At 74.8% G+C, this 25,719-nt stretch carries 23 protein-coding genes; 6 read left to right on the forward strand and 17 right to left on the reverse strand.

The genetic code is table 11. From position 1 onward, the window contains the following. Positions 1-42 precede the first annotated feature (42 nt). Both ACZ7KX_RS21700 and sph read right to left on the reverse strand, forming a co-directional pair. Positions 43-861, reverse strand: a complete 819-nt coding sequence (locus ACZ7KX_RS21700) for a thioesterase family protein (protein WP_470327855.1) — start codon at positions 859-861, stop codon at positions 43-45. A gap of 161 nt (positions 862-1,022) precedes the next feature. Continuing rightward, positions 1,023-2,000 carry a sphingomyelin phosphodiesterase gene (sph, locus tag ACZ7KX_RS21705; protein WP_470327856.1) on the reverse strand — a complete coding sequence of 326 codons (978 nt, stop codon included), beginning with the start codon at positions 1,998-2,000 and terminating at the stop codon, positions 1,023-1,025. Positions 2,001-2,273: 273 nt separating this feature from the next. On the opposite strand from sph, the gene ACZ7KX_RS21710 reads away from it, so the two are divergent. Then, positions 2,274-2,972: a hypothetical protein gene (locus ACZ7KX_RS21710; protein WP_470327857.1), complete on the forward strand. Its 699-nt coding sequence runs from the start codon at positions 2,274-2,276 to the stop codon at positions 2,970-2,972. A gap of 100 nt (positions 2,973-3,072) precedes the next feature. Here ACZ7KX_RS21710 and ACZ7KX_RS21715 read toward each other — a convergent pair whose 3' ends face one another. Continuing rightward, on the reverse strand, positions 3,073-4,344 hold the full coding sequence (locus tag ACZ7KX_RS21715; RefSeq protein WP_396545867.1) for a YncE family protein: 1,272 nt from the start codon (positions 4,342-4,344) through the stop codon (positions 3,073-3,075). 166 nt (positions 4,345-4,510) lie between these two features. Between ACZ7KX_RS21715 and ACZ7KX_RS21720 the strand changes: the two genes are divergently transcribed. Beyond that, positions 4,511-5,083: a hypothetical protein gene (locus ACZ7KX_RS21720; protein ID WP_470327858.1), complete on the forward strand. Its 573-nt coding sequence runs from the start codon at positions 4,511-4,513 to the stop codon at positions 5,081-5,083. Between the two features lie 103 nt (positions 5,084-5,186). Here ACZ7KX_RS21720 and ACZ7KX_RS21725 read toward each other — a convergent pair whose 3' ends face one another. Continuing rightward, on the reverse strand, positions 5,187-5,948 hold the full coding sequence (locus ACZ7KX_RS21725) for a hypothetical protein (protein WP_470327859.1): 762 nt from the start codon (positions 5,946-5,948) through the stop codon (positions 5,187-5,189). Positions 5,949-6,388: 440 nt separating this feature from the next. Between ACZ7KX_RS21725 and ACZ7KX_RS21730 the strand changes: the two genes are divergently transcribed. Continuing rightward, positions 6,389-7,651: a hypothetical protein gene (locus ACZ7KX_RS21730; protein ID WP_470327860.1), complete on the forward strand. Its 1,263-nt coding sequence runs from the start codon at positions 6,389-6,391 to the stop codon at positions 7,649-7,651. 121 nt (positions 7,652-7,772) lie between these two features. Here ACZ7KX_RS21730 and ACZ7KX_RS21735 read toward each other — a convergent pair whose 3' ends face one another. The 5 genes from ACZ7KX_RS21735 to ACZ7KX_RS21755 all read right to left on the reverse strand — a co-directional run bounded on the left by ACZ7KX_RS21735 (position 7,773) and on the right by ACZ7KX_RS21755 (position 11,676). After that, positions 7,773-7,979, reverse strand: coding sequence for a hypothetical protein (locus tag ACZ7KX_RS21735; protein WP_396545871.1), 207 nt, complete (start codon positions 7,977-7,979; stop codon positions 7,773-7,775). A gap of 75 nt (positions 7,980-8,054) precedes the next feature. Further along, positions 8,055-8,759 carry a ribonuclease H family protein gene (locus tag ACZ7KX_RS21740; RefSeq protein ID WP_470327861.1) on the reverse strand — a complete coding sequence of 235 codons (705 nt, stop codon included), beginning with the start codon at positions 8,757-8,759 and terminating at the stop codon, positions 8,055-8,057. An 86-nt stretch (positions 8,760-8,845) separates the two neighbouring features. Next, on the reverse strand, positions 8,846-9,598 hold the full coding sequence (locus ACZ7KX_RS21745) for an MBL fold metallo-hydrolase (protein ID WP_470327862.1): 753 nt from the start codon (positions 9,596-9,598) through the stop codon (positions 8,846-8,848). 81 nt (positions 9,599-9,679) lie between these two features. Beyond that, positions 9,680-10,714: a GlxA family transcriptional regulator gene (locus tag ACZ7KX_RS21750; protein ID WP_470327863.1), complete on the reverse strand. Its 1,035-nt coding sequence runs from the start codon at positions 10,712-10,714 to the stop codon at positions 9,680-9,682. A gap of 389 nt (positions 10,715-11,103) precedes the next feature. Then, complete coding sequence (locus ACZ7KX_RS21755; RefSeq protein ID WP_470327864.1) at positions 11,104-11,676, reverse strand: hypothetical protein; 573 nt, start codon at positions 11,674-11,676, stop codon at positions 11,104-11,106. Between the two features lie 252 nt (positions 11,677-11,928). Here ACZ7KX_RS21755 and tsaA point away from each other — a divergent pair, with 252 nt between their 5' ends. Next, the gene (tsaA, locus tag ACZ7KX_RS21760) at positions 11,929-12,375 is read left to right on the forward strand and encodes a tRNA (N6-threonylcarbamoyladenosine(37)-N6)-methyltransferase TrmO (RefSeq protein ID WP_396545877.1); all 447 of its coding nucleotides are present in this window, start codon (positions 11,929-11,931) and stop codon (positions 12,373-12,375) included. A 40-nt stretch (positions 12,376-12,415) separates the two neighbouring features. Here tsaA and ACZ7KX_RS21765 read toward each other — a convergent pair whose 3' ends face one another. From ACZ7KX_RS21765 to ACZ7KX_RS21800, 8 genes are all read right to left on the reverse strand, one after another. After that, positions 12,416-13,573: a baeRF2 domain-containing protein gene (locus ACZ7KX_RS21765; protein ID WP_470327865.1), complete on the reverse strand. Its 1,158-nt coding sequence runs from the start codon at positions 13,571-13,573 to the stop codon at positions 12,416-12,418. Between the two features lie 127 nt (positions 13,574-13,700). Continuing rightward, positions 13,701-14,114: an ATP-binding protein gene (locus tag ACZ7KX_RS21770; RefSeq protein WP_470327866.1), complete on the reverse strand. Its 414-nt coding sequence runs from the start codon at positions 14,112-14,114 to the stop codon at positions 13,701-13,703. Positions 14,115-14,153: 39 nt separating this feature from the next. Next, positions 14,154-14,816: a hypothetical protein gene (locus tag ACZ7KX_RS21775; protein ID WP_470327867.1), complete on the reverse strand. Its 663-nt coding sequence runs from the start codon at positions 14,814-14,816 to the stop codon at positions 14,154-14,156. Between the two features lie 154 nt (positions 14,817-14,970). Continuing rightward, complete coding sequence (locus tag ACZ7KX_RS21780; protein WP_470327868.1) at positions 14,971-17,283, reverse strand: SpoIIE family protein phosphatase; 2,313 nt, start codon at positions 17,281-17,283, stop codon at positions 14,971-14,973. 22 nt (positions 17,284-17,305) lie between these two features. Then, the gene (locus ACZ7KX_RS21785; protein WP_470327869.1) at positions 17,306-21,532 is read right to left on the reverse strand and encodes a HAMP domain-containing protein; all 4,227 of its coding nucleotides are present in this window, start codon (positions 21,530-21,532) and stop codon (positions 17,306-17,308) included. 218 nt (positions 21,533-21,750) lie between these two features. Continuing rightward, the gene (locus tag ACZ7KX_RS21790) at positions 21,751-22,122 is read right to left on the reverse strand and encodes an STAS domain-containing protein (protein WP_470327870.1); all 372 of its coding nucleotides are present in this window, start codon (positions 22,120-22,122) and stop codon (positions 21,751-21,753) included. A gap of 163 nt (positions 22,123-22,285) precedes the next feature. Continuing rightward, entirely contained in the window at positions 22,286-22,762 is a 477-nt protein-coding gene (locus ACZ7KX_RS21795; RefSeq protein WP_470327871.1) for an ATP-binding protein, read from the reverse strand. 11 nt (positions 22,763-22,773) lie between these two features. Next, a complete protein-coding gene (locus ACZ7KX_RS21800) occupies positions 22,774-23,202 on the reverse strand; it encodes an STAS domain-containing protein (protein ID WP_470327872.1) in 429 nt (142 codons plus the stop codon). A 410-nt stretch (positions 23,203-23,612) separates the two neighbouring features. On the opposite strand from ACZ7KX_RS21800, the gene ACZ7KX_RS21805 reads away from it, so the two are divergent. Together ACZ7KX_RS21805 and ACZ7KX_RS21810 are read left to right on the forward strand one after the other, a co-directional pair. After that, positions 23,613-24,224, forward strand: a complete 612-nt coding sequence (locus ACZ7KX_RS21805; RefSeq protein ID WP_470327873.1) for a GNAT family N-acetyltransferase — start codon at positions 23,613-23,615, stop codon at positions 24,222-24,224. Positions 24,225-24,825: 601 nt separating this feature from the next. Beyond that, positions 24,826-25,707 carry a S1 family peptidase gene (locus ACZ7KX_RS21810; RefSeq protein ID WP_470327874.1) on the forward strand — a complete coding sequence of 294 codons (882 nt, stop codon included), beginning with the start codon at positions 24,826-24,828 and terminating at the stop codon, positions 25,705-25,707. The last annotated feature ends 12 nt before the right edge of the window (positions 25,708-25,719 follow it).

Below are 25,719 nucleotides of genomic sequence, written 5' to 3' on the forward strand. Positions count from 1 at the left end.
CGGCGGCGCCGCCACCCGCGACCGGTGGCGGCGCCGCCTCCGTCAACTGCCCTGCTGCGGGCGGACGGTGAGGATCTGCTCGGCGCGGCCGACCGGCCCCTGCCGGTCGTGCAGGACGGTGCTGGTGACTCCGTGGCCGGTCGGGCCGAAGCTGACGGCGGTGTCCAGGCCGGTCCAGGGGCCCTCGGGGCGGCGGTGGAGGTGGATCGTCAGGTCGGTGTTGGGGAACATCCACGCGGTGGGGTCCTGGCGCGCCGCGATGCCGTTGGCGGTGTCCACCAGGGCGATGAACGAGGCGTACGGGCTGCTCGGCTCACCGGCGACCAGGTCGACCGGGGTGGAGATCCAGGCGGCGGCGCGGCCCGGGGCCGACTCCCGCCGGCGGACGTCGATCGAGTCGATGTAGCCGCCGCCCCACAGTCCGCCCATCGCCCACGGCTCGAACTCCTCGGGCCCGGGCAGCGGCCGGTCGTGCGTCCCGGCGACGGCCGCGGTGTCGAGTTCGGCGAGGAACCACGCGCGGGCCCGGACCACGGCGCGCTCCCCGGCCACCACGGTGGCCTCGACCAGCTCGATGGTGCGCCCGGGCCGGACGGTCTCCACCGTGACCTCGATCTCGTCGAGCGGGATCAGGCCGAGTATGTCGAAGCTGATCCGGGCCAGCGCCAGGGCGCCGCCCGGGCGGTCGGTCCGCGCCCGGTCGGTGCGGTGGCGGTCGATCGCGTGGACGACCAGGCCGCCGAGCGGGCTGAAGTGCTGCTCGTCGGGGTGCCAGGCACCCTGGGCGTGGGCGGTGGGCTTGTAGCGGTTCTCGCCGGTGCGCTGGAAGTAGCTTTCGGGCGCGGCGGTGGGGGTGGTCACGTGCGCTTCTCCTGGGGCTGATCGCTGGGCGCCGGGCGGGCGCCGCCGGGGTACGACGGCGCCTGACCTCGGCGTTCAGGATCGTAGGGGGCCGAACCGCAGGTGGGGCGAGTCGGTGACGCATCCCACACCCGGCGCCCGGCCCAGGGCCCCGCGCGGCGTCAGTGCGCGGCGAGCGGGTAGTGGTCGGAGAGGTCGGCGTAGGTGTAGCTCGTGCCCCAACTGCTCACCGTCCAGGGCGTGCTGTGCACCCGGAGGACCTGGTTGGTGTACTGCTGCGGCCGGGCGTGGTCGGCGCGGTAGAGGACGTAGTCGAGGTCCTCCTTGGGGTCGCCCGGGTAGCGGTAGGCGGCGACGGAGTTGTCGGCGGTGTCGAAGGAGTACGGCCAGCCGGTGCGGGCGGAGGCCGGGGCGAGGTTGCCGTTGTCCAGCAGCGCCTGGTACTCGGAGCCGTGCGAGTCGATGTTGAGGTCGCCCGCGAGGACGATCGGCTCGGCGGCCGGGATCCGCTTGGCGTCCAGGAAGGCGCGCATCGCGCCGAGCTGCCTGGCCCGGATGTCCGCCGCCTGACCGCTGGAGCAGCCCGAGTCGGTGGACTGCAGGTGGGTGCCGACCACGTGGGTGCGGCGGCCGTTCACGTCCAGGACGGCGTAGACGAAGCCCTTGTTGGAGAACCAGTCCGAGCCACAGGCGTCCTTGTAGACGTACTGCTCCTTGTGCAGGATCGGCCACTTGCTGAGCAGGGTGACCCCGCCGTCCTCGGGCGTGGTGGAGCTGTAGCTGCCGGAGGTGGCGTCCCAGCCGCCGGTGGAGCGGCCGACCACGGGCGTGTGGTACGGGTAGGCGGCCGAGGCCTTGGCGGTCAGCGCGTCGGAGGACGCGTTGTCGAAGGCCTCCTCCAGCACGACCACGTCGTGGCCCTGGAAGAAGTCCGCCGAGGCGATCGCCTGCGCCCGGTACTGCTGGCCCCAGTTGGGGTAGAGCGACGTGCTCATCAGGAACACGTTGTAGGTCAGCACGTCGAGCGGCGGCGCGGTCAGCGGCGCGCTCTCGGCCGAGGCGGGGGCGGCGCCGAGCGTGGCGATCACGGTGGCGGCGGCACCGGCGGCGAGGGCACGGCGGACGGACGACAGCGGCATCTGGGCTCCGTGGGGCGTGTCGTGGACCCGTCGGGTCGCGGGATGTTGTGCATCCAACGTGCTGAGCGGCACGGGGGGCAAGACTTCGGACGAGCTTGGGGTGAACTCGTCGGTAACTTCCGCGCGACCGCCTGCCGGTGGCCAAGGCCCCGGAGATCCGGCCCCGCCCTTCCGCACCTCCGGAGCCGCGGTCACACTGTCGCAGGTACGCACACCACCCACGACGCACCACGCATCAGCACCAGGCACCAGGCACTACCGGAGGGGGGCTCCATGGCGGGCAAGAAGAAGAAGCAGAAGAGACCGCGCGCCGACGGGGTCGTCCCGCCCCCGAAGCGGATCCGCAGGCGCCCGGCGCCGCAGTTGTCGCCACGGGCAGTCCGCCGGACGGCGTGGCTGGTCGGGGTGCTCACCCCGGTGCTGATGGTCGGTCTGCTGGCGATCGCCACCGACCCGGACTACCAGGTGCTCTGCGCGATCCCGGCGCTCCTGGTGCTCTCGGCGGGCATCATCGGCCTGGGCTTCGTCCGGCCCAGCGGCTGGGTGATCTGGCCGGCCGTCCTGGCGGGCGTGCTGCTGATGATGCTTCCGACGGCGAGCCTCCGCGCCCGGATCCTGTCCCACCGCGGGGTGGAGACCGAGGTGGTGGTCACCGGCGCCCACAGTGCGAAGGACCGCAGCGGGAGGGTCAGCTGGACCTGCGACATCCGCCGGGCCGACGGGCAGCCGCTGCCGCACGGCCAGGTCGGCGGCTTCGGCTGCTCGGGCCGGTCCGACGTCGGCAGCACCATGAACGTGCTGGTCGACCCCGAGGGTTGGGCCCCGCCGGCCCCGCTGGACGACGACCTCTCCTTCCGCGGCAGCGGCCTCTACGTCACCGCCGTGGCCGCCGTCCTGTGGGGCCTGCTGACCCTGGTCGCGGCCCGCCGCACCCTCCGGGAGCCGGCCGCGGCCCGGCGGGTCCGGAGGTAGGGTCCGCAGGTAGGGGCCGCAGGCAGCGGGGGCAGGCAGGCCGCGGGCGAGGCCGTCCCCGCGGCCGCCGGACGGGGTCCGAACACCCGGCCCCGCAGGATCAGGGCGGCGTGGGGCCGGTCCAGCCGGTGGGCACGTGGCCGAGCCGGACCCGCTGCGGGTGCCGGCCGACCGCGACCGAGGCGGTCTTGAGCCCGGTCGCGAAGTCGATCGCGGTGACCCGGTCCGCGCCGCTCTCGGAGATCAGGCAGGACTTCCCGTCGCCGCTGACCGTCGCCCAGTACGGCTTGGACGCGGGCACCAGCGGGCCCTCCTGGAGCGTGGCACGGTCGACCACCGTCGCGTAGTCGTCGACGGTGCCGGCGACGCACAGCCGGTCGCCGGACGGGCTCATCGACAGGCCGTGGTGGCGGGAGTCGTTGGGCCAGGTGGTGCGGTCCGTCCCGGCGGCCGGGGCGGCCGGCAGGGTCTTCACCCGGGTGATCCGGTCGGCGGCCACGTCGTACTCGACGAAGCCGTTGAAGAACGACACCTGGAAGTAGAGCTTGGAGCCGTCCGGGGAGAAGACGGCGGGCCGGACGGCGTTGGACAACCCGCCGAGCCCGGCGTCGTCGAGGCGCTTGCGCATGTCGATCACCCGGATCGGTGCCAGGGTGGCCGCGTCGACGACGGTGATGTGCCGATCGCCCTTCGTCCAGTCCAGCCACGGTGCGTCCAGGGCGGTTTCGACGTTGCCGATGGACATGTTCCACAGCTGCCGGCCACCGTCGGTGAAGATGTTCTCGTGCGGCTTGTCCCCGGTGTGGAACGAGCCGAGCTCGGTGCCGGTGCGGACGTCCAGGACGTGGACGGTGTTCGCGGTGGAGGCGGAGACCGCCACCCGGGTGCCGTCCGGCGAGAGCGCCATGTGGTCGGCACGGTAACCCGCCACCGGGAAGCGCCACTTGATCCGTCCGGTGGCGAGGTCGAGGGAGACGACGTCGGCGAAGCTGGGCCGGGAGACGACCACGGCGGTGCCGTCCGGCGTGCTGTACATGTCGTCGACGAACTGGTCGTGGCCCTCGCCGGGGCCGAGCCGGACGCCGAGGAAGAAGGCGAGCTTCACCGGGTCGAGGTAGATCTCGGCGAGCCGCTGGTCCTTGTCGGGGATGACGTCGATCCGTCCGACCTTGCCGAGGCCGCCGGAGGACTCGATCACGTCGGCGGTGCCCTCCCAGTTGTTGCCGACGAACATCACCTCCCGCAGGGCCGGCGCCGCACCGGGCGCGGCACTGCTGCTGGTGGCGGCAGCCGGGACGAGCAGGCCGAGGGCGGCCGCGAGAGTGCAGAGGGATCGGACGCCGAGGCGGCGCCGGGGACCTGTCCGTGGCATCGTCGCTCCTTCACCGGGTGGCACAACGTCTCGTGAGACCGTCCGAGCGTCTTGTGAGACGGTCTGTCAGCTTGCGCCCTTCGACGGTAGGGAGGGACCGGGCCGCCTGGCAAGACACTCGCACCCCCCTGTTCCGCCTCGGAGGCACAGGCGTAGTGTGCGCCGGGTGAACGACCTGATCTTCCGGGGGAAAGACCTGTTCCGGCCCTCGTGGTCGAATCTCCTTCCGCCGCTCCTCGTCCTCGTGGCCCAGTTCGTCCTCGGCGAGTCGAAACTCGGCTCCACCGGCACGCTCTGGCTGGTCATCGGCACCCTGGCGCTCTGCGTCCCTGCCTTCGTCCTCAGCTGGCGCTCCTGGAGCCGGGTCGGCGCCGACGGCGTCACCGTCTGCTGGGGCCTCGGGCGCGGCCGCACCTACCCGTGGCACGAGATCACGTGGGTCGACGTGCGGGAGACCAAGGCCAACGGCTCGGTGTCCAGCGCGGCGCGGATCTTCATGACCAACGGGCGCCGCCGCTCGCTGCCGGGCCTGGCGACCAGCCGGATCTACCCGGCCGCCGACTTCCGGACGAACGTCCAGCGGCTGGTGAACTGGTGGGAGTACAGCACCCACCCCACGCAGCGGGTGAAACCGCCGAAGCAGTTCCGGGACCGGCTGACGCCCACCGTGCTGGGTGTCCTCGCCACGATCGTCATCGCCGCCGTCGCCGTCGCCATCGTCGCCCTGCAGCACTCGTAGGCGGCCGCGGCTGCCGCGGCGGCAGCCGCCAGGGGAACCACACGGCCCCGGCCCCCGCACGGGGAGCCGGGGCCGGGGCGCGTTCAGCCCGCCCGGGGCGGGATCACCGCTGCGCGGGGTGGCCCGGCTGGCCGCCGTAGGGCGGCTGCGGCGGGTAGGGCTGGCCCTGCGGCGGGTAGGGCTGCGCCGGCGGGGCCGGGTACGGCTGCTGCTGCGGGTACGGCTGACCCTGCGGCGGGTAGGGCTGACCCTGCGGCGGGTAGGGCTGCGCCGGCGGCGCCGGGTACGGCTGCTGCTGCGGGAACGGCTGACCCTGCGGCGGGTACGGCTGCGCCGGCGGCGCCGGGTACGGCTGCTGCTGCGGGAACGGCTGACCCTGCGGGGCCGCGTGCGGCATGCCCTGCGGCGCGAGTTCGAACGGCTGTGAGGCGGCGTCGATCGACCCGGGCGGGAAGGCGGTGCTCAGCTGGTCCAGCTCGGCCCGCCAGTAGCGGTGGATGTTCAGCCGGGTCGGCTTGCCGCTGGTGGGCAGCTGCAGGTACATCGAGCTCCAGATCGAGGCCCGCTTGACCCGGCTGACCGGGAAGGCGTGCCGCGGGAAGACCGCGACGACGTCCCCGGGGCGGTTGGTCCAGCGGCTGGCCGAGTTGACCACGATCGAGCTGTTGGTGAGCGTCAGGAAGTAGAACTGACGGGTCAGTGCGACGATCAGGCCGAGAAGCGGCACCTCGTCGAAGACCGCGTTGAGCCACGGGCTGGGTCCGGTCTCCACGTGCACGCACGCGATGAAGGTCTCCCCCGGCGGCGCCACCTGCGAGAGCTTCTCTATGACCTGGGCCTTCTGCTTCGCCCGGCGAATTGCCATGCTTTCGGTACCTCATGCCCCGTCTGTCCGCCGACCTGCCCGGCGGGAAATCGGCTGAGGCTAACAAGGGGCGCCGGGGGCCTGAACACCCCTTCTCGGCAAAGGTTCTGCCATGGTTCGGCATGGTCCGTCCGGGCTCCGGACGCGCGCGGCGACTCGTGGCGACTCGTGGCGACTCGTGGCGACTCTTGGCACCTCGCGGCACCTCGGCGCAGACCTCGCGCAGGGCGGACCGATCCGGCCATCATGGACGTTTCCGGCCACATCGCTTAAAGCCTGCGCCAAATAATGGTGTGACGGCTTGCTGATAATGTGATCGCATGTGTATGCGCCGTGGCGCTGCACGCCACGGGGGAGGGAAGGCCCGGTCGTCCGATCGGGCCCAGTCACACAGGAGTTGCACCATCAACACCGCCATCCGCAAGGCCGCCCGCGGTGCGATGCCCGTCGCCGTCACCGCTTCCGTCCTCGCCACCGGCCTCGCCGCCTGCGGCACCGTCGAGCAGCTCTCCGCCGCCCAGAAGGTCTCGAAGGCCTTCAACAAGGTCGGCGACGGCAAGTCGGCCGGCTTCAAGCTCTCCATCGACGCCACCCCCGAGCAGATCGTCGCCTTCGCCAAGGCCACCGGGGAGAAGGGCGCCGAGGGCGGCGAGATGGACGAGAAGAGCGCCAAGGCGATGTCCGGGCTCTCCGTCGCCGTCGCGGTCTCCGCCGACAAGCCGCTCAAGGAGATCGAGGCGTTCAAGAACGCCAAGGGCTCGGCCGCCGACAAGGACCTGACGCTCGACAAGTCGGTGCGCATCTCCTACGTGATCGCCGACCGCAACGGCACCTCGCTGCTGGAGTACCGCCAGGTCGACGCCAAGGGCTACCTGCACGTCGACGCCAAGGGCCTGGTGAAGCTCGTCGGCGAGGACCCCTCCCAGGTGGACGCCGTCAGCAAGGACCTGCCGGCGGACATGGGCGCGGTCAAGGAGGTGCTGGCCGGCAAGTGGATCTCGCTCGACCTCCAGGAGCTCGCCGACGAGGCGAAGAAGAACGACGGCAAGAAGGCCACTCCGAGCGGTGCGCCGACCGCCGACCCGGAGGCCGCCAAGCAGCTCGTCAACTCGCTCAAGGACGTGCTCACCCGCACCGTCACGTACGAGGACAAGGGCAGCAAGGACGGCACCGAGCACATCTGGATGAGCGCCCCGGCCCGCCAGCTGGTGGACGAGATGTTCAAGGCCGTCAAGCCGGTCGCGGACAAGTTCCCGCAGCAGTTCAAGAAGTTCCCGAGCCAGGCCCCGAGCGACGTGCCGGACCGCAAGGTCGGTGTCGACCTCTACCTGAAGGACGGCGCCTTCTCCTCGGCCACCTTCGACTTCGCCCAGCTGGCGGACAAGATCGAGCCGGGCGTCAACTTCCCGGTGAAGCTTGCCTTCGACAAGTCCGCGCCGAACGTCCAGGCCCCGGCCGACGCGGTCAAGACGACCACCGAGGACCTGATGAAGGCGGTGCTCGGCCTCGCCGCCGGCGGCCCCGGCCCGCGCCCCGGTGCCGGCCTCGACCCCGAGAACGGCCCGGCCACCGCCGTGGCGCCGCTGACCGACGCCCAGCTCAAGGAGCTCGCCAAGCTCGGCGTCCCGGAGACGCAGGCCCGCGCGTTCAACTCGCTCGGCATGAGCTTCGAGGACATCAAGGAGATCACCCAGCAGGGCTGATCCCGCCCGTCTCGCGACACACGGCCGGCCGACCGCACCCGCGGTCGGCCGGCCGTGTGTCCGGTACCGGGCCCTCGGGCCGGTCTTCGGACCCCTGCAGGCGGGGTCCGAGGACCGGCCCTCAGAGCACCCGGGCGGGGCGCGCGGCCGGCACTTCCACCCGGCCGGAGCGCAGATGGCTGCGGTGCCCGTCGGTGAACTCCAGCCGCAGACTGCCGTCCGCGGGGGCCGCCACGACGACGGCGCTCTCGACCGCGGCGTAGGACGACTCGCGGTACACCCACACCTGGTCCCCGACGTGGAACTCCGCCGTCTCCGAAACGATCACCGTGCACTCACCTCCCGTTCCGCTCGGGCCGCTCGGGCCGCTCATCGGGTAGTACGGGCGAGGCGGCCCCGGTGCTCAGGCGTGGGCGGACACGCACTCCGGGTGGCCCCAGCCGGCACCCACCTTGGTGATCTTGTCCCCCTTGGCGTACGGGCGGCTGCACGGGCACGTCCCCGGGTAGCGGGCGGCCAGGGTGCGGGAGGTGCCCGAGGACGTGCGCTTCGCGGCGGTGCCGGCCGCGCCGGAACGGGTGCCGGTGCTGCGCGCCGTACGGGGCTTCGAGGCGGCGGCCGGGTCGGGCTCGGGCAGGTCGGCGGCGGTGCCGGAGGCGCCCTGCTGGGTGCGGGCCGCATCGCTGGCGGCCTTGTCGGCGACGGCGTTCAGCGGGTCGCCGTCCACCTGGTGCGCCGGCACGTACACGAAGGTGACGTCCCGGTCCTCCAGCAGCGCGTCGATCGCCTGGATCAGCTCCTGGTTGGCGACCGGCTTGCCGGCCGCCGTCTTCCAGCCGTTGCGCTTCCATCCCTTCAGCCACTTGGTCACCGAGTCGCGGGTGTAGGTGCTGTCCAGCCGCACCTCCAGCGGCACGGCCGGGTCGGTCGCCGCCAGCAGCCGCTGCAACGCCGTCAGCTCGCCCACGTTGTTGGTGCTGTGCCCGAGCGCCCCGGACTCCCAGCGCTGGGGCGTCCCGGCGGCGTCCGCCACCACGTACGCCCAGCCCGCCGGGCCGGGGTTGCCCTTGGCTGCTCCGTCACACGCTGCAATGACTCGTTCGACCATGCCCCGATCATGCCTGGTCGGGCGGCCGGGAGCCAAAGCCGCTCGGCGGGGCGGGCCCGGCGGGTCCGCAGAACCCGCCGGGCCCGCTAGCCCAGGATCTCGGGCACGCCGAGGGTGAGCCAGTGCAGGCGGTCCGCCAGGCCCGCTGCGGCGAAGTGCACGGTGGTCTCCTCGCGCCCCTCGGTGAAGTGCTCCCACGAGGTGTAGTGCACCGGGACGACCCGGCGGGCGCCGAGCGAGGCGGTCAGCGCCGCGGCCTGCGCCGCGTCCATCGTGATCAGCCCGCCGCCGCCGAAGGCCTGGATCCGGGCGGCCCCGAGGTGCAGCACGGCCGTGCCGATCGTGAACCGCCGCCCGACCTCGTCCAGTTCGGGGAAGTGGACGGTGTCGCCCGAGACGTAGAGCGCCTCCGGCTCGCCCGGCACCTCCACCACGAAGCCGGTCACCTCCCCGACCGGACCGTGCAGTCCGGGGGTACCGGTGACCCGCAGGGTCCGGCCGTCCACCGTCAGGTCTCGGGTCTGCCACGGTGCCAGGCCCAGCGCGCCGCCGCCGAGCCGGGCCGCGCCGCCGACCGTGGTCAGCACCGGGCGCCCGGCGAGCAGGGTCCGGCCGGTGGCGTCCAGGTTGTCGGGGTGCTCGTCGTGGCTGAGCAGCACGGCGTCCACCGGGGGCAGCTCGTGCGCGCCGATCGCCGGGCCTCCGGTGCTGCGCAGTACCACCGGGTCGTGGCGGTACTCGGCCGGGGCGGGGTCGAAGGCCGGGTCGGTGAGCAGCCGCAGGCCGCCGATCTCCAGCAGGACGGTCGCGGTGCCGATGTGCGTGGCCGTGATCTTCACGGTGGTCGTTCTCCTTGGGATGGTCGTTCCGTTGGGGTGGTCGGTGATCCGACAGCCGGTGATCCCTCAGTCGGTGATCCCTCAGTCGGTGATCTGCCTGTCGGTGATCCGACAGTCGGTGGTCGGGAGGCCGAACCGGCGCCGGTAGTCGCCGGGGGTGGTGGAGAGGTGGTCCCGGAACACCCGGTGCAGCGTCTCGACCGAGCCGAAGCCGCACGCGCGGGCGATCCCCGGCAGCGGGTGGTCGGTGCGCTCCAGCAGCCGGCGGGCGGTCTCCAGGCGCAGTTCCTCGACGTACGCCCCGGGTGTGGTGCCGGTCTCGGAGCGGAAGACGCGGGCGAAGTGCCGTTCGCTCATGGCGAGTCGGGCGGCGAGCGCGGGTACCGAGAGGTCGGCCTCCGGGTGCTCGCCGATCCAGCGGCGCAGGGTCCGCAGGTCCGCCCGGGCGCCGGGCCCGTAGGCCAGGGGGACGCTGAACTGGCTCTGCCCGCCCGGGCGTTGCAGGTACATCACCATGATCCGGGCGATCTCCAGCGCGAGGTCGTCGCCGTGGTCGTCGGCGACCAGGGCGAGGGTGAGGTCCATCGAGGTGGTCAGGCCCGCGCTGGTCCACAGCCGCCCGGAGCGGATGAACACCGGATCGGCGTCCACCTCGACGGCCGGGTGGTCCGCGGCCAGCCGGTCCGCGGTCGCCCAGTGGGTCGTCGCACGGTGGCCGTCCAGCAGTCCGGCCGCCGCCGCGACGTGGGCGCCGGCGCACACCGAGGCGACCCGCCCGGCGCCGGGCCCGACCTCCCGCAACCAGGCCACCACCACCGGGTCCACCCGCGGCACCGGCCCGCCCGGGCCCAGGTCCACGCGCCCCGGCACCAGCACCGTGTCCGGGCGCACCCGCTGCTCGGCGAGCGTCGCGGTCACGTGCAGCGGTACCCCCGAGAAGGTCTCCACCGGCCCGCGCCGCTCCGCGCACACCCGCACGTCGTACCCGGGCCGCCCGGGCGGCAGCAGCCGTCCGGCCAGCGCCAGCACCTCGGCGGGCCCGGTCACGTCCAGCGCGTTCACCCCGGGGAAGACCGGGATCACGACCAGGTGCGGCAGGCGGAGTGCGTCGTCCATGGCCCAAGCCTCGCCCGGCAGCGGCGGTGGCGGCAATGACGGGACTCTGCAAGATCCGGCCATCCGGGACGGCCGCGCCGTGCGGCCTACGTCCCCCGCCCGACCGTCCCTGCGACCACCGCCCGCTGGACGGCCCGCCCGCCCGGCTCAGCAGGATGGACCGCATGTGGAGCAAGTGGATCGACTGCCGGGTCCGGGCCGGCGCCCGCGCCACCGTGCTGCGCGCCGCCGGCTGTCGGCTCCGCCCCGGCCCTCCTCGCCCGCGCCGACGTCCCGGCCGACGTCCACGCCCTCACCGGGCACCTGGTCCCGCTCGAAGCGGCGTGGCTGGTGCGAGGTGAACCGGATCCGTCCTGACCCGGGTCAGGGGGCGCACCCAGCGGACGCACTCAGCGGGCGCACTGCGCCAGGCGGGCCCGGCAGGCGTCGAGGGCCTCCGCGACGGTCCCGCGCCCGTCGCCGTCCGCCGGGTCGAGGAGTTCCCCCGCGGTCACCAGCGCCGCCCAGAACTCCTGCGGCCGACCACGACCGGTCCGGGGGCCGAAGCGCACGAGCGTGAGGAAGGCGCTCACCGTCTCGCCGCGGACGAACCGGCGGGACAGGCCGGCGCCGTGGCCGCTGCCGATGCCGCCCATCGCCCCCAGGGCCGCCCGCAGGTGCTCCATGACGGCCTGCGCCCGCTCGTCGAGTTCCTCGGGGACGTCGAACGCGCCGATCCTCTCCAGGAGGTCGCCGTACAAGTCCTCCTCGCCCGGGCGGAGTTCGGCCTGCGCCGCGTCCGGATCCCTGCTCACCCGTCGGGCCAGCTCCGCTTCCGAGAGCCCCAGCGCCCGCCCGACCACCAGGGCGGCTTCCCACCAGCGGGTCCTCCCCACGGCGAGCTCGCCGCAGACCGTACCCGGCGACTCCCCCGCCACCAGCCGCTTCCGGACCTCCTCGACCGACACCTCGCCGCCCGCCATCGCGCACCCCTGTCCCCCGCCTTCGGCCGGCCCCACGGCCGACCTGGTGGAGCGAGTCTCCCGCAGGGCACCGCCGGGCCCGAGCTCCGGGCCCGAGCTCCGGGCCCGTGGACCGGCCCGGCCGGGCTCTCGAAGTGGCTCGGCGGCAGCACGGCGGCGGCTGGGCCGGGCCCGGGGTGGACGGTCGGACGTGCGGGCGATCGGGCCCGGTACGGTGCCTGCTGACGGAGTGTCGGGTGTGCGGAGGGCGCGATGACGGGTCAGGGTTCCCAGGGGCGGGGCGAGCGCGGGCGGAGCTTCGAGGTGCGGGCGATCGGGCGGGTGGAGTCGCCGTTGGTGGAGCGGGCGCAGGCGCCCCGGCAGGGGGACGAGGGCGGGCCGGACGCGTGGGTGGTGTTCGACGCGTCGGTGGAGCGGGCGCTGCGGGACCTCGCGGTCGGGCAGGACGTGCTGCTGCTGACCTGGCTGGACCGGGCCGACCGGGAGGTGCTGGCCGTGCACCCGCGCGGCGAGCGCGACCGGCCGGAGACCGGGGTGTTCGCCACCCGCTCGCCGGACCGGCCGAACCCGATCGGCCTGCACCGGGTCACCGTCCTGGCCGTGGAGGGCCCGCGCCTGCGGGTCAGTGACCTGGAGGCGATCGACGGCACCCCGGTGCTGGACGTGAAGCCGGTGCTGCCGGGCAGCTCCGAGCGGTAGCGGGCCTCCGGACCGGCGGCCCGGGGAGTTGGTGCGTGTCTCAGGCGGGCCAGCGCAGGACCGCGCCGAGGCCGCCGGGCGGGCCGGCGAGGGCGTCCGGGACGAGTAGGGCCTCGGCGTCGCAGGCCGCACCGGCGCGCAGCAGGGCGTCGGCGGCGGGGGCCTGGGCCGGGTGGGCCACGCCCATGCCGCGCAGCTCGGCGCGGTGGACACCGATGTGCTCGGGCTCGGGGCCGGTCCACACCGGGCGGTCCGGGTCGTGGCCGCTCGACTGGAGGAGCAGCGCGGCGAGTTGGTGCTGCCGGGCCGCGCTGATCACCGCGGGGATGCCCTGGGCGGCCGGTCCGGGCGCGGTTTCGGTGCCGGCGCCGTCGGTGCCGTGCTCGCCGGGGCGGCCGAGGGCGGTGCGGAAGGTGTCCAGCACCTCGGCCAGGTGCCGGGCGCGGTGGTCGTTCCAGGCTGCGGCCAGGCGCCGGTCGAAGGACTCGCGGGCACTCCCGTCGGCGCGGCCGCCGCCGTCCAGTTCGACGGTCAGGGAGCGTACGTGCCCGGGCAGCTTCGCAGCCACGGCCCGGCGTTCGCGGACGTCGCCGGTGAGGACGAGCAGGTGGGCGCCGCTCTGCGGCCAGGTGCGGGCGAGGTGGTCGGCGATGATCCCGGCGGTGCGGTCCCAGGTGTCCTCGACGCGGTGCCGGTAGTGCCACTCGTGGCGGTCGGCGGGCGGGGCGCGGTGCCCGCGGCCCTGCCACTGCGGGGCCTCGACCGTGCCGGCCGGCGTGCCGCGGCCGAGTCGGTAGCGTTCCAGCGCGGCGCCGGTGCGGTCGACGGCGGCGACCAGGCAGGCGGGTACGGCGTCGTCGAGGAGGCCGACCAACGGGCCGGTGTGCGGGAGCGGGGCCCAGGTGGCGGTGACGTCGGGCGGGGAGGCGGCGAGCGGGACGTCCAGGGCCACCTCTCCGTCCGCCGCGAACAGCGCCCGCCCGGGCGGGGAGCCCGCGGTGGGCTCGGCGGCCAGGTGGTCGCGGACGGCCGCGCAGGTGCGCTCGTCGGCGCCGGCGTCGGCCAGCCGGCTGACGGCGGCGCGGTCGATCAGCGCCCGGCGCCGGGCGGCGTCCTCGGTGGCGCGGTCGGTGTCGAGGTAGACGGTGGCCCAGGGGCCGGGTCGGTCGAGCAGCGGGGTGAGGAACGCGAGGTCCATGGTGGCCTCCCGTGGTCGATGGGCTTGCTTGCCCCCGAGGGTGAACTCGTCCGCGGGGCGGGCGTCGCGGTCGCCGTGCCGTGGCGGCTCATCCGGGCACCTACCCGTCCGCGGGGGTCGGACACTGCTAGGGCGGCACCCGCAGCTCGCACCAGACCGCCTTGCCCGGTCCCAGGGGCCGCCAGCCCCAGCGTAGGCTGAGCCGCTCCACCAGGTGCAGTCCGAGGCCGCCCGAGCCGTTGTCGGTGTACGGCGCCCGGGGCACCGGCGGGCGCCGGCTCGGGTCGCTGACCTCGATCCGCAGCGCCCCGCCGCCCCGGACGAGCAGCAGCGCGCCGGGGCCGGCGGTGTGTCGCTGGGCGTTGCCGACCAGTTCGGAGACCAGCAGCACGGCGTCGCGGACCAGTTCCCGGTCGGTCACGTCGGCCAGGAAGCGGGCGGTGACGGCGCGTGCTTCGGCCGCCGCTCCGGGCCGCTCCGCGAGCGGCAGCCGGACTGCCTTCGCGGCCCGGAGGACGGACGGTGCCCGGACCCCCGACATGCGATCACTCCTCCTCCGTACCCGTGGGGCGGATGGTGCTCAGGGTCCGAACAGGTGCCGCATCCAGCCTCCCGATCGGGCCGGTTCCTCCCGGCCGCCCTGTTCGGCGGCCCGCTCCTCCGGGGGCGCGACCTCCTCGTCGCTGCCCCGCGCCCCGCTGCCCCGAACGCCGCTGCCCCGAACGCCGCCGCCCGGTGCGTCGGTGACCGGCGCGTCGGTGACCGGCGCAGTCGAAGCCGGCGCGGTGGAGACCGGTGCAGTCGGGACCGGCGCGGGGGAGTCCGGCGGGTCGGTGGCCCTGCCGTCCTGGGCGGGTGTGTCGTAAACGGGTCGTTCGTAGCCCGGCGCGGCGCGCTCCACCGGCGCGGCGCGCTCCACCGGTGCGGCGCGCTCCACCGGTGCGGACCGCCGTACCGGCTCGACGGGTTCGGCCTCCCGGTAGCCCGCCCGGTGCCGCGCCGACCGCGCCGCGCCCACCGGACGCGCGGTCCGCCGCCGGGACGACCACATCAGGGCGAGGCCGAGGCAGAAGAGCAGCGCGAGGGCCACACCGGCGAGGAAGACGCCCAGGGTGTTCAACCGTACGAGGTCGGTGCCGAGGATCGTCACCTGGTATTCGGGCCCGCCGGAGAGGTTGTCCGCGATCAGCAGCCCGACGAACGCGCCGGACGCCGCCATCAGCAGGAGTCCCAGCAGCAACATGGGGGATCCGTCCTTTCCGTGCCGTTCTCCTCCCCCGACGGGTCGCGCCTACCCGGGCCGCGCGGTCCGTAACGGCCACGGCCCGGTCCCGTCACTCCGGACGGTCCCGTCGCACCGGACGGTCCGGCTGCTCGGTTCCCACCGGACGGTTCCGCTACTCGGTCTGGACGGCGATCAGGCAGGTGTCGTCGTCGGTGTCCGCGGGGCTGAGTTCGAGCAGCCGGTCCAGGTACTGCTCCAGGTCCGGGCCGGGGGCGCCGGCCGCGCGGATCAGCTGCTCGACCGACTCCTCGACCGGCCGGTCCCGGCGCTCCACCAGGCCGTCGGTGTAGAGCAGCAGGACGTCCCCGGGGTCGAGCCGGGCGGTGCGCTCCTCGTACTCCGCGTCGTCCAGCGCGCCGAGCAGCACCCCGTGCGGCAGCGGCAGCACCTGGGCGCCGGCCGCGCCGAGGCGGATCGGCGGCAGGTGGCCGGCCCTGGCCCAGCGCAGTTCGCCGCCGCCCGGGTCGAGCAGCACGCAAACGGCGGTCGCGGTGACCTGCCCGGGTTCGCGCAGGGCGACGGTGTTGGCCCACGCCAGCAGCCTGGCCGGGCCGGCGCCGGTCACCGCGAGGCCGCGCAGGGCGTGGCGCAGCGCGACCATCCCGGTGGCGGCCCCGACCCCGTGCCCGGCGACGTCGCCGACCGCGAGCAGCACCCGCTTGTCGGGCAGCGGCAGCACGTCGTACCAGTCCCCGCCGACCCGGTCGCGCTGGGCGGCGGGGCGGTAGCGGACGGCGGCGTGCACCCCGGTGACGCCGAGCGGGGGCGGCGCGGCGGGCAGGATCGCCTGCTGGAGCCGGAGCGCCAACTGCCCGCGTTCGGCGGACTCCTGCTCGCTGTCGGCGAGCCGCTCCCGGGTGGCGCCGAGCGCGACCTCCGTCCAGTGCTGGGCGGACACGTCGTGGTAGGCGCCGCGGACCGCGGTCAGCTGCCCGAGGTCGTCCAGGACGGGCTCGGCGATGACCCGGGTGAAGCGGTGGGTGCCGTCCGGCCGGTCGAGGCGGACGACCGCCGAGGCGGTGCGGTGGCGGTGCCGGACGGTGTCCAGCAGACGCCGGATCGCGGGCCCGTCGTCCGGGTGGGCGTGCCCGGCGAGCCGGGCCAGCGGTACGGGGTCCGCGTCGGGCGGCAGCCCGTAGATCTCGTGCAGACCCTCGCTCCAGCGGATCCGGCCCTCACCCGGCCGTTCCTCGAACCCGGCCACCCGGGCGAGCCGCTGGGCCTGGCGCAGCAGCGCGGTCCGCTCGTCCTCCGCCGCCCCTGCGTCGTCCAGTTGCCAGCTGACCAGGAGCCGGTCGCCGAGCGGGGCGACGGCGAGCAGGACGGCGGTGGGGACGGCCCCGGGGGTGGCGGCCCCGGTGGCCCGGAAGGCGAGCGGGACCTGCTCGGCCGCCTGCGGAGTTCCCGTCTCGTGGGCCCTGACCAGGCGTTCGAGCAGGCCTGCGGCGACGGCGACCGGGTAGGTCTCCAGCAGCGAGGCGCCCTCCAGCGCGTCCCGGGGGCGGCCGAGCGGGTCGCGGAACCGGGCGTTGACCCGCCGGATGGTGAAGTCGACGGCCCGGCCGTCCCGGACGACGGGCTCCAACAGCACGGCCGGGGTGAGCAGCCCCTCCAGGAGGACGTCGATCTCCTCGGGTGTCACGGGTGCGCGGGGCGGGCCGAGCAGGGTCGCGCAGAGGTCGGCGAGCGCGCACAGCCGACGGCGCTCGGGCCGGCCGAGGTCCGGGGCCGGGCCGGGCCACACCAGCTCCAGTGCGCCCCGGCGGCGGCCCCGTTCGAGCAGCGGGAGGACGGCCCGGGCGGAGCCGGTGCCCACCGAGGGCGCGTCGGTGCCCGGCTCGCCCGGCCACAGCTCCGCGCCGTCGGCGACGACCCGCTGCGCGGGGGTGGGCACGCCGGGCGGCACCCGGTCCCAGGCGGCGGCCTCGTCGGCGGACAGCCCGGCGTGCGCGGCGAGGGCGAGCGCGCCGCCGGGCAACCGCACCCAGACGGCCGCGGCGCGGGCGCCGAGGGCCGCTCCGGTCTGGTCCAGCACCGCCTCGACGGCGCGCTGCAGGTCGGCCGTGGCGGCGAGCGCGGGGGCGACGGGCGGCCCGGTGTCGGGCGGTCCGGTGGCCGGGGCGCCGGTGCCGGACGGCCCCGCTCCGAGGGCGCCGAAGCCCTCCGTGCCCGGCCCCGGCAATCCGGCGATGTCCGCCGCCAGCGCGACGACCGGCACTCCGGCGTCCCGGGCCAGCCGGGCGAGGTGTACGGCGGCCTCGGCGGTCGGCAGGCCGAGCCGCTCGGCCAGAATGCCGGTGGCGAGGTCGACGGCCGCCCTGGCCCGCGCTTCGGCGTGGATGCGCACGGCGGTCCCCTGGAGCCGCCGGACGGCCTCGGCCAGGGCCCGGGCGGTGGGGTCCGTGGGCTCCGGCCCGGTGGTCATGACGGGTCCGGTCGACTGGCGGTCATGACGCGTCCAGCCAGTCCCGCATCCGGTCGAACAGCCGGGCGGTGTCCACCGGCTTGGTGACGTGGTCGTCGGCGCCCGCCGCCAGGCTGCGGTCCCGGTCGCCGGGCATGGCCTTGGCCGTGACGGTGACGACCGGCAGCCGGTCGAAGCGGGGGTCGGCGCGGATCGCCTCGATGGCGGCGTAACCGTCCAGGCCGGGCATCATGACGTCCATCAGGACGAGGTCGGTCTCGGGGTGGGCGCGCAGCAGGTCGAGCCCGGCGCGGCCGTCGCCGGCGTGCCGGACGATCAGCCCGTGCTGTTCCAGGGCGGCGGTGAGCGCGAAGACGTTGCGGATGTCGTCGTCGACGATCAGGACGGTCCGCCCGGCGAGCGGGTCGTCCTCGGGCACGGACGCGGGCACGGACGCGGGGACGGACGCGGTCGCCGGTCCGGGCGCCTCCGCGGGCGCCTCCCCGGCCCGCCGGCCCGCACCGCCGCCGTCGCCGCGGCCCTCTCCGCCGTCCTCGCCGACCACGTGCCGCTCGGCATCCTCGCCCCCGTCGCCGCCGTCGCCGCCGGACCCGAGCAGTCCGATCACCCGCTCGCGGAGGTCGTCCAGTCCCGAGGCGCGCTCCACGCCCGCGGGCGCGTCGCCGTCGCCCCCGTACCCGAGCACGGGGGTGCCCGCCGCCACGGTGGCGGCGAGGGCGGGCGCGAGGTCGCCGGAGCGGGCGAGGTCGAGCAGGACGCACCGGTAGGGCCCGTCCGTCAGGGCCGCCCGCAGCGCCGTCTCGTCACCGGCGCCGTCCACCCGCGCCTGCTGCGCCGTCCCGCCCGGTTCGGCCGCGGCGGAGCGGGCGAGCTGGGAGAGCAGGGCCGGCGGGTCGGGCTCGACCACCAGGACGCGCGGCGCGGTCCGCGGGTCGTCGCCGGGCCGCTGCGCGGGGCCGGCGAGCGGCAGGTAGAGGGTGAAGCGGCTGCCCTGCCCGGCGGTGGACCGGACGGTGATGGTGCCGCCGAGCAGCCGGGCGAGTTCCCGGCTGATGGACAGCCCGAGGCCGGTGCCGCCGTAGCGCCGCGCGGTGGAGCCGTCGGCCTGCTGGAAGGCGCCGAAGATGGTGTCGAGGTGGGCCGGTTCGATGCCGATCCCGGTGTCCTCGACGTGGAAGGCGACCGCCTCCCTGGTCCGGCCGAGTTCGGGCGGCAGTTCCGCGCCCTCGACGCGTTCGATCCGCAGTTCGACCCGGCCCTCGTCGGTGAACTTGACGGCGTTGGAGAGCAGGTTGCGCAGCACCTGGCGCAGCCGGGCCTGGTCGGTGACGACCCGCTCCGGTACGGACCGGTCGACGGTCACCTCGAAGCTGAGGCCCTTCTGGTCGGCCAGCGGCCGGAAGCCGGACTCGACGTACTCCAGCAGTTCGCGCAGCGCGAAGGGTTCGGGCGTCAGCTCCATCTTCCCGGCCTCCACCTTGGACAGGTCGAGGATGTCGTTGATGAGCTGGAGCAGGTCGGTGCCGGCCGAGTGGATCACGCCCGCGTACTCGACCTGTTTGCTGGTGAGGTTGCCGCCCGCGTTCTCGGCGAGCAGCTGGGCGAGGATGAGCAGGCTGTTGAGCGGGGTGCGCAGCTCGTGGCTCATGTTGGCCAGGAACTCGGACTTGTAGAGCGAGGCCCGGGTCAACTCCCTGGCGCGTTCCTCCAGTTCCTGGCGGGCCTGCTCGATCTCCAGGTTCTTCGCCTCGATGTCCCGGTTGCGCTGGGCCAGCAGGGCGGCCTTCTCCTCCAACTCGGCGTTGGAGCGCCGCAGTTCTTCCTGTCCGTCCTGCAACTCCTCGGACCGGGCCTGGAGTTCGGCGGTGAGGCGCTGGGACTCGCCGAGCAGTTCGTCGGTGCGGGCGTTGGCGAGCAGGGTGCCGATGTTGACGCCGCAGGCCTCGGCGAACTGGTCCAGGAAGTCCCGGTGGACCTGGGTGAAGGGGTGGACGGACGCGAACTCCATGACCCCGATGAGCCATTCCTCCAACGCGATCGGCAGCACGACCACCGAGCGGGTGTCACCGGCGCCCGTGCCCGAGGCGACGGCGGCGTAGCCGGGCGGCAGGTCGTCCAGCACGACGGTGCGCCGGCTGCGGGCGGCCTGGCCGACCAGGGACTCCCCCATCCGCAGCCGCCGCTCCTCCCCGGCCGGGCGGCCGTAGGCGCTGATCAGCACCAGTTCGGGGCCGGCCCCGCCCTCCTCGGCGAGGAAGAACGCGCCGTACTGGGCGCCGACCAGCGGGGTCAGCTCGTCGGTGATCATCTCGGCGACGGAGCGGATGTCCCGGCGGGCCTGGATGGCGGCGGAGAAACGGGCCAGGTTGCTCGTCAGCCAGTCCTGTTCCTGGTTGGCCAGGGTGGTCTCGCGCAGCGATCCGACCATGGCGTTGATGTTGTCCTTGAGATCGGCGACCTCGCCGGAGGCGTCCACGCTGATCGAGCGGGTCAGGTCGCCGGACGCGACGGCGCCGGTGACCTCGGCGATCGCCCGGACCTGCCGGGTCAGGTTCCCGGCCAGCTCGTTGACGTTCTCGGTGAGCCGTTTCCAGGTGCCGGAGACGCCCTCCACCCGGGCCTGGCCGCCGAGCCGGCCCTCGCTGCCGACCTCCCGGGCCACCCTGGTCACCTCGGCGGCGAAGTCGGAGAGCTGGTCGACCATGGTGTTGACGGTGGTCTTCAGCTCCAGGATCTCGCCGCGCGCGTCCACGTCGATCTTGCGGGTGAGGTCGCCCTCGGCGACGGCGGTGGTGACCGAGGCGATGTTGCGGACCTGGCTGGTCAGGTTGTGCGCCATGAAGTTGACGCTGTCGGTGAGGTCCTTCCACGTCCCGGCGACGTTGGGCACCCGGGCCTGCCCGCCCAGGATGCCCTCGGTGCCGACCTCGCGGGCCACCCGGGTGACCTCGTCGGCGAACACGGACAGGGTGTCCACCATGGTGTTGATCGCGTCGGCGAGCGCCGCGACCTCGCCCTTGGACTCGACGGTGATCTTCCGGGACAGGTCGCCGCGCGCCACGGCGGTCGCCACCTCGGACATCGAGCGGACCTGACCGGTCAGGTTGGAGGCCATCACGTTGACGTTGTCGGTGAGGTCCTTCCAGGTGCCGGAGACGCCCCGCACGGTGGCCTGGCCGCCCAGGTTCCCGGCGGTGCCGACCTCGCGGGCCACCCGGGTGACCTCGTCGGCGAACGAGGACAGCTGGTCGACCATCGTGTTGATGGTCTCCTTCAGGTCCAGGATCTCCCCGCGCGCGTCGACCCGGATCTTCTGGGTGAGGTCACCCTCGGCGACGGCGGTGGTGACCGAGGCGATGGCGCGGACCTGGGCGGTGAGGTTGTCGGCCATGACGTTGACGGACTCGGTCAGCGCCTTCCAGGTGCCGGAGACGTCCCGGACGTCCGCCTGGCCGCCGAGCCGGCCCTCGGTGCCGACCTCCCGCGCCACCCTGGTCACCTCGGCGGCGAACGAGGACAGCTGGTCGACCATCGTGTTGATGGTCGTCTTGAGTTCGAGGATCTCGCCGCGCGCGGCGACCGAGATCTTCTGGGTGAGGTCGCCGTCGGCCACGGCCGTCGCGACCTGGGCGATGTTGCGCACCTGCCAGGTCAGGTTGCCCGCCATCGCGTTCACCGAGTCGGTCAGGTCGCGCCACGTCCCGGCGACGCCCGGCACCTGCGCCTGGCCGCCGAGCCGGCCCTCGGTGCCGACCTCCCGGGCCACCCTGGTCACCTCGGCGGCGAACGAGGACAGCGTGTCCACCATGGTGTTGACGGTGTTCTTCAGCTCCAGGATCTCCCCGCGCGCGTCCACCTCGATCTTCTGGGTGAGGTCGCCGCGGGCCACCGCCGTGGTCACCTGGGCGATGTTGCGCACCTGCCAGGTCAGGTTGCCCGCCATCGCGTTCACCGAGTCGGTCAGCTCCAGCCAGGTCCCGGTCGCGTCCGGCACCTGCGCCTGGCCGCCGAGCCGGCCCTCGGTGCCGACCTCCCGCGCCACCCTGGTCACCTCGGAGGTCACCCGGGCCAGCTGGTCGGCCATCCCGTTGAAGACCTCGGCGATCTCGCCGAGCACCCCCGGCCGGCCGGGGGCGAGCCGGGTGCGGAAGTCCCCGTCGCGCACGGCCGTCAGCCCGGCCAGCAGCGCGCGCAGCGCCTGCTCGGCCGAGTCGGCCGCGGGGCCGCCGGGTACGGGGTGCTCGTCCATCCGTCCCACCGTCCGGATTCACCGCTCACGCGGATCCGTCACTCTCGCGGATCCATCGGCCGCGCGGATCCGTCACTCGCGCGGCCCGGTGCACCGTCCGGGCACACCTCGGACCCGCGGGCGGCCGGTCCGCCGCCCTGCTACCACTCTGCCACCGCGGGCCCGCCGGCGACGGTCGGGCGGGCTCGGGCGGGCCGAGGTCCGGCAGCGGTCCGGCGTCAGTCCGGCACGGTCTCGCGGATCGGGAAGGCATCGGTGGCCCCGGTGAGTTCGAGCATGCGCAGGATCAGCGGCCGGGGCCGGGCCAGTTCGGTCCGGCTGCCCGCGACGGCGGCCCGGGCCCTGGCCCGGAGCAGGGCGTTGAGCCCGGTCGAGTCGCAGAACTCCAGCCCGGCGCAGTCGATCACGAGCACGCCCGGCCGCCCGTCGAGGGCCCGGTCGACGGCCGTCCGCAGGTCGGCGGCCGCGTCGAGGTCCAGCTCGCCGTACAGCGCGAGCACAGTGCCCCGGGCCCACGGCCGGGCTTCGACGGTGAGCCCCCCGGCCCGCCCGGCCGCCTGATCGGCGGACCTCTGTGGGCGCTGTGTCATGGCCACGGGCTCCTCTCGCTCCGTCCGGACCGTGAGCCGACGGGAGCCCGGTGCTCCTCCCGCCCTCCGGTGCCCCTCGACAGCGCGGCTGTCCCGTACGGGCGGCCGGAAACGCCCCGGGAGGAGGAGAAGCGCAAGCGCGGGCCGACGCGTCCGGCGGCCGTCAGCCCTCGCGGCGTCCGTCCGGGTCCCGCCCGTCGGCCGGCGGGGCCGGCACCTCCAGCCAGACCAGCTTCCCGTCGTCCTCGGGCTGCGAGCCCCACGCCCGGGAGAGCCGGTCCACCACCCGCAGGCCGTGACCGCCGGGCCGGCCCGGGTCGGCGTACGGACGCAGCCTCGGCAGCTCCGGGCTGGCGTCCGCGACCTCGACCCGCAGCCGGGCGCCGTCCCACTGCAGCCGCAGCTCGCGCGGGCCGCCGGGCGCGTGCAGACAGGCGTTGGTGACCAGCTCGGAGACCATCAGCAGGACGTCCTCCACGACCAGCTGCTGCTCCTCGTCGACGGCCGGCAGCCAGTGCCAGGAGAGCAGCACCTGCCGGCTGAACTCCCGGCTGCGCTGCACCGCGCCGGCGCTGCCCGCGAGCGTCAGCCGCCTGGTCTGCTCCGGGCCGGGCGGTCGGCCGGTGCCGAGGTGGTCCACGGCCCGCCCCCTCAGGCCGGCCCGGACGGGGCAGGGCCGGCGGGACCGGACCCGGAGGCTCCGAGCGCCGTGCCGAGGTCGGGGTGGATCCGCAGCACGCCGTTGGCACCGGTGATCGCGAACAGTCGCGCCACGACGGGGCTCGGGCCGGCCACTTCCAGCCCGAACCCGGCCGCCTCCGCGTCCAGGCGTGCCCGGAGCAGGACGTTCAGCCCGGTCGAGTCGCAGAAGCGCAGGTCCGCGAGGTCGACCACGATCCGCTCGACGCCGGGCACCGACGGCCGGGCGAGCGCGGCGCGCAGCCCGTCCGCCGTGTCGTGGTCCAGTTCCCCGGCGGCGGTGACGATCCGCACCGGGCCCCGGTCCAGCACCTCGACGCGCAGACCGCCGGATTCGTTGTGCCCGGTCGGCTCGCAGGGTTCCTCGGATGGCCGTGGCATGGCTCGCTCCCGGTCAGTTCGGAACGGCGTGGCACCGTCGTGACCATCATCGCGCGCACCGTACCGCGCCGCGCGCACGGCCGTGCCCGTCCCCGTCCCCGGCGGCCCCGGAACCACGGCGGCGGGCGGCGTCGTCCGTCGGTCGTCCACACCCGGCGCCTGCCCCGGCGCGGGCAAGCGCAATCGCGGCCCCGGGGCATCACGGGCACCGGGGCATCACGGGCCACAAGGACGTCGGAGCGGAAGGTCTCCTGCGTGGGACGGTTCTCCGCCGAGACGTGTCGAGAACCAGGAGCGGCCGGTCTGACCGTTACCTCGGAGCCGCAGCGCAGTCCGCCGCTCCGCGGCTCCGGGCGAAGGATCGCGTTCCCGCCGGCCTGAAGGCCGGGATTCCCTGCGAAGATCAAGGGATGGAACCCCTGGAACCCCCGGTACCCCTGGCCGCGCCGGCACCGCCGAACGCCCCGCAGCCGGTCATCGACCTCGGCGGGCTGACGCTGCGCCGGTTCGCCGGCGAGGCCGATCTGGACGAGTACGCCGCCGTCATCGAGGAGTCGCTGGAACACCTGCGACCGTGGATGCCGTGGGTCGCCGGGCACAGCCGCACCGCCACCGCCGAGTACCTGGCCACGCGGGCGGAGCGCTGGGCGAGCGGCGCCGACTTCGCCTACGCGGTCGTGCTGGACGGCGCCATCGTGGGCGCCTGCGGGCTGTACCGGCGCGACGACTCCCCGGCCGACGTGCGGGAGATCGGCTACTGGCTGCACCCCGCCGTGACCGGACGCGGCCTGGCCACCCGGGCCGCAGCGGCGCTGGTGGAGCTGGCCTTCGGCCTCCCCGGGGTGGAGCACGTCGACATCGTGCACGATCCGGCGAACCGCGCCAGCGGCGCCGTCCCGGCCCGCCTCGGCTTCACCGTCCTCCTGCGCCGCCCCTGCGAGGCGCTCGCTCCGGCCGAGAGCGGCGAGGAGCAGGTGTGGCGGCTCTCCCGCCAGCGGGGCGCCGCGGACGCCCGGCGGTGACCCCGGCAGGTGACCCCGGCGGTCCGCCGCAGGGAGGGAACGGACGGACCGCCGGGTGCGCCCGGCCGGACGGGACGATCCGGCGGCGCCGGGAACGGACGCGGCGGAGGCCGTGCCTCCGCGCGGAGCGCCCCTTGTCGAACTCCGCATCCCCGCCGCGGACCCTCACCCGCGGCTTCGTGCGTCCGTTCCCGTACCTGGGAGACCGCAGCGGGCCGCGCCGATAACACTTTCTCCGGATCGGTCCGTACGGCGCCGGCCTGACGCCCGGCCAGGGCGCCGGACCGCGGCGCCGGACCACGGCGGCGGACCACCGCGCCGGGCGACGCCGCCGGTCGACGCGCCCGGCCCGAGCCCGCCGTCCGCCCGCTCCGGACCTCCGAACGGCGGACGCGCAGGCTCGGCCGCCCGCGCGCGGCTGCGCCGACACCCGGTCAGGAAGCTTGTACCGAACTGTCCGTTTCCTGATACTTCCGGTCAGCGCCTGTCAGGGGCAGATCATCCGTCGTGCTTCCGGACAGCACGCCGGAGTCCGCCCACCGTCTGACCGCGCCTCACGGCCCCCGGACCCCGGAGGGGCCCCACTCCCAGGAGGAGATCGGTGAGGACCAAGCGCGGGACCCCCCGCACCGGCACCACACGACGCCGCACCCGCCTGATCGCCGTCGCTCTCGGCCTGCTGACCGCCACCGCGGTCGCCGTGCCGAGCGCCGCGGCCGCCCCCACCCCCCAACCCGAACAGCTCGCCGCCATCAGCGAGGCCGTCCTGAACGCCGAGGTCAACGGCACCGCGTGGTACGTCGACGAGGCCGCCGGACGCGTCGTGGTGACCGCCGACAGCACCGTGTCCACGGAAGCGCTCGACCGGATCACCCAGGCCGCCGGCGCCGACGCCTCCGTCCTCACCGTCCGCCGCGTCCCCGGCACCCTCCGCCCGCTGGTCTCGGCCGGCGACGCGATCTACGGCGGCCAGTACCGCTGCTCGCTCGGCTTCAACGTGATGAGCGGCAGCACCTACTACTTCCTCACCGCCGGGCACTGCGGGAACGTCGCCTCGCAGTGGTACACCAACGCCTCCCACACCACGCTGATCGGACCGACCGTCAACTCGGTCTTCCCCGGGCACGACTACGCGCTGGTCCGGTACGACAACTCCGCGCTGAGCCACCCCGGCGGCTTCACCTCCGCGCCGAACGCGGTCGTCGGCGAGGCGGTCAAGCGCACCGGCTCGACCACCGGCACGCACAGCGGAAGGGTCACCGGCCTCAACGCCACCGTGCGCTACAGCGACGGCAGCACCGTGCGCGGCCTGATCCAGACCAACGTCTGCGCCGAGCCGGGCGACTCGGGCGGCCCGCTGTTCGACGGCACCAAGGCGCTCGGCCTCACCTCCGGCGGCAGCGGCAACTGCACCGTGGGCGGGACGACCTTCTTCCAGCCGGCGAACGCGGCGCTGGCCGCGTACGGGGTGCACGTGTACTGACCGCTCCCCGGC

Source organism: Kitasatospora sp. NPDC038210 (genome assembly GCF_055600605.1).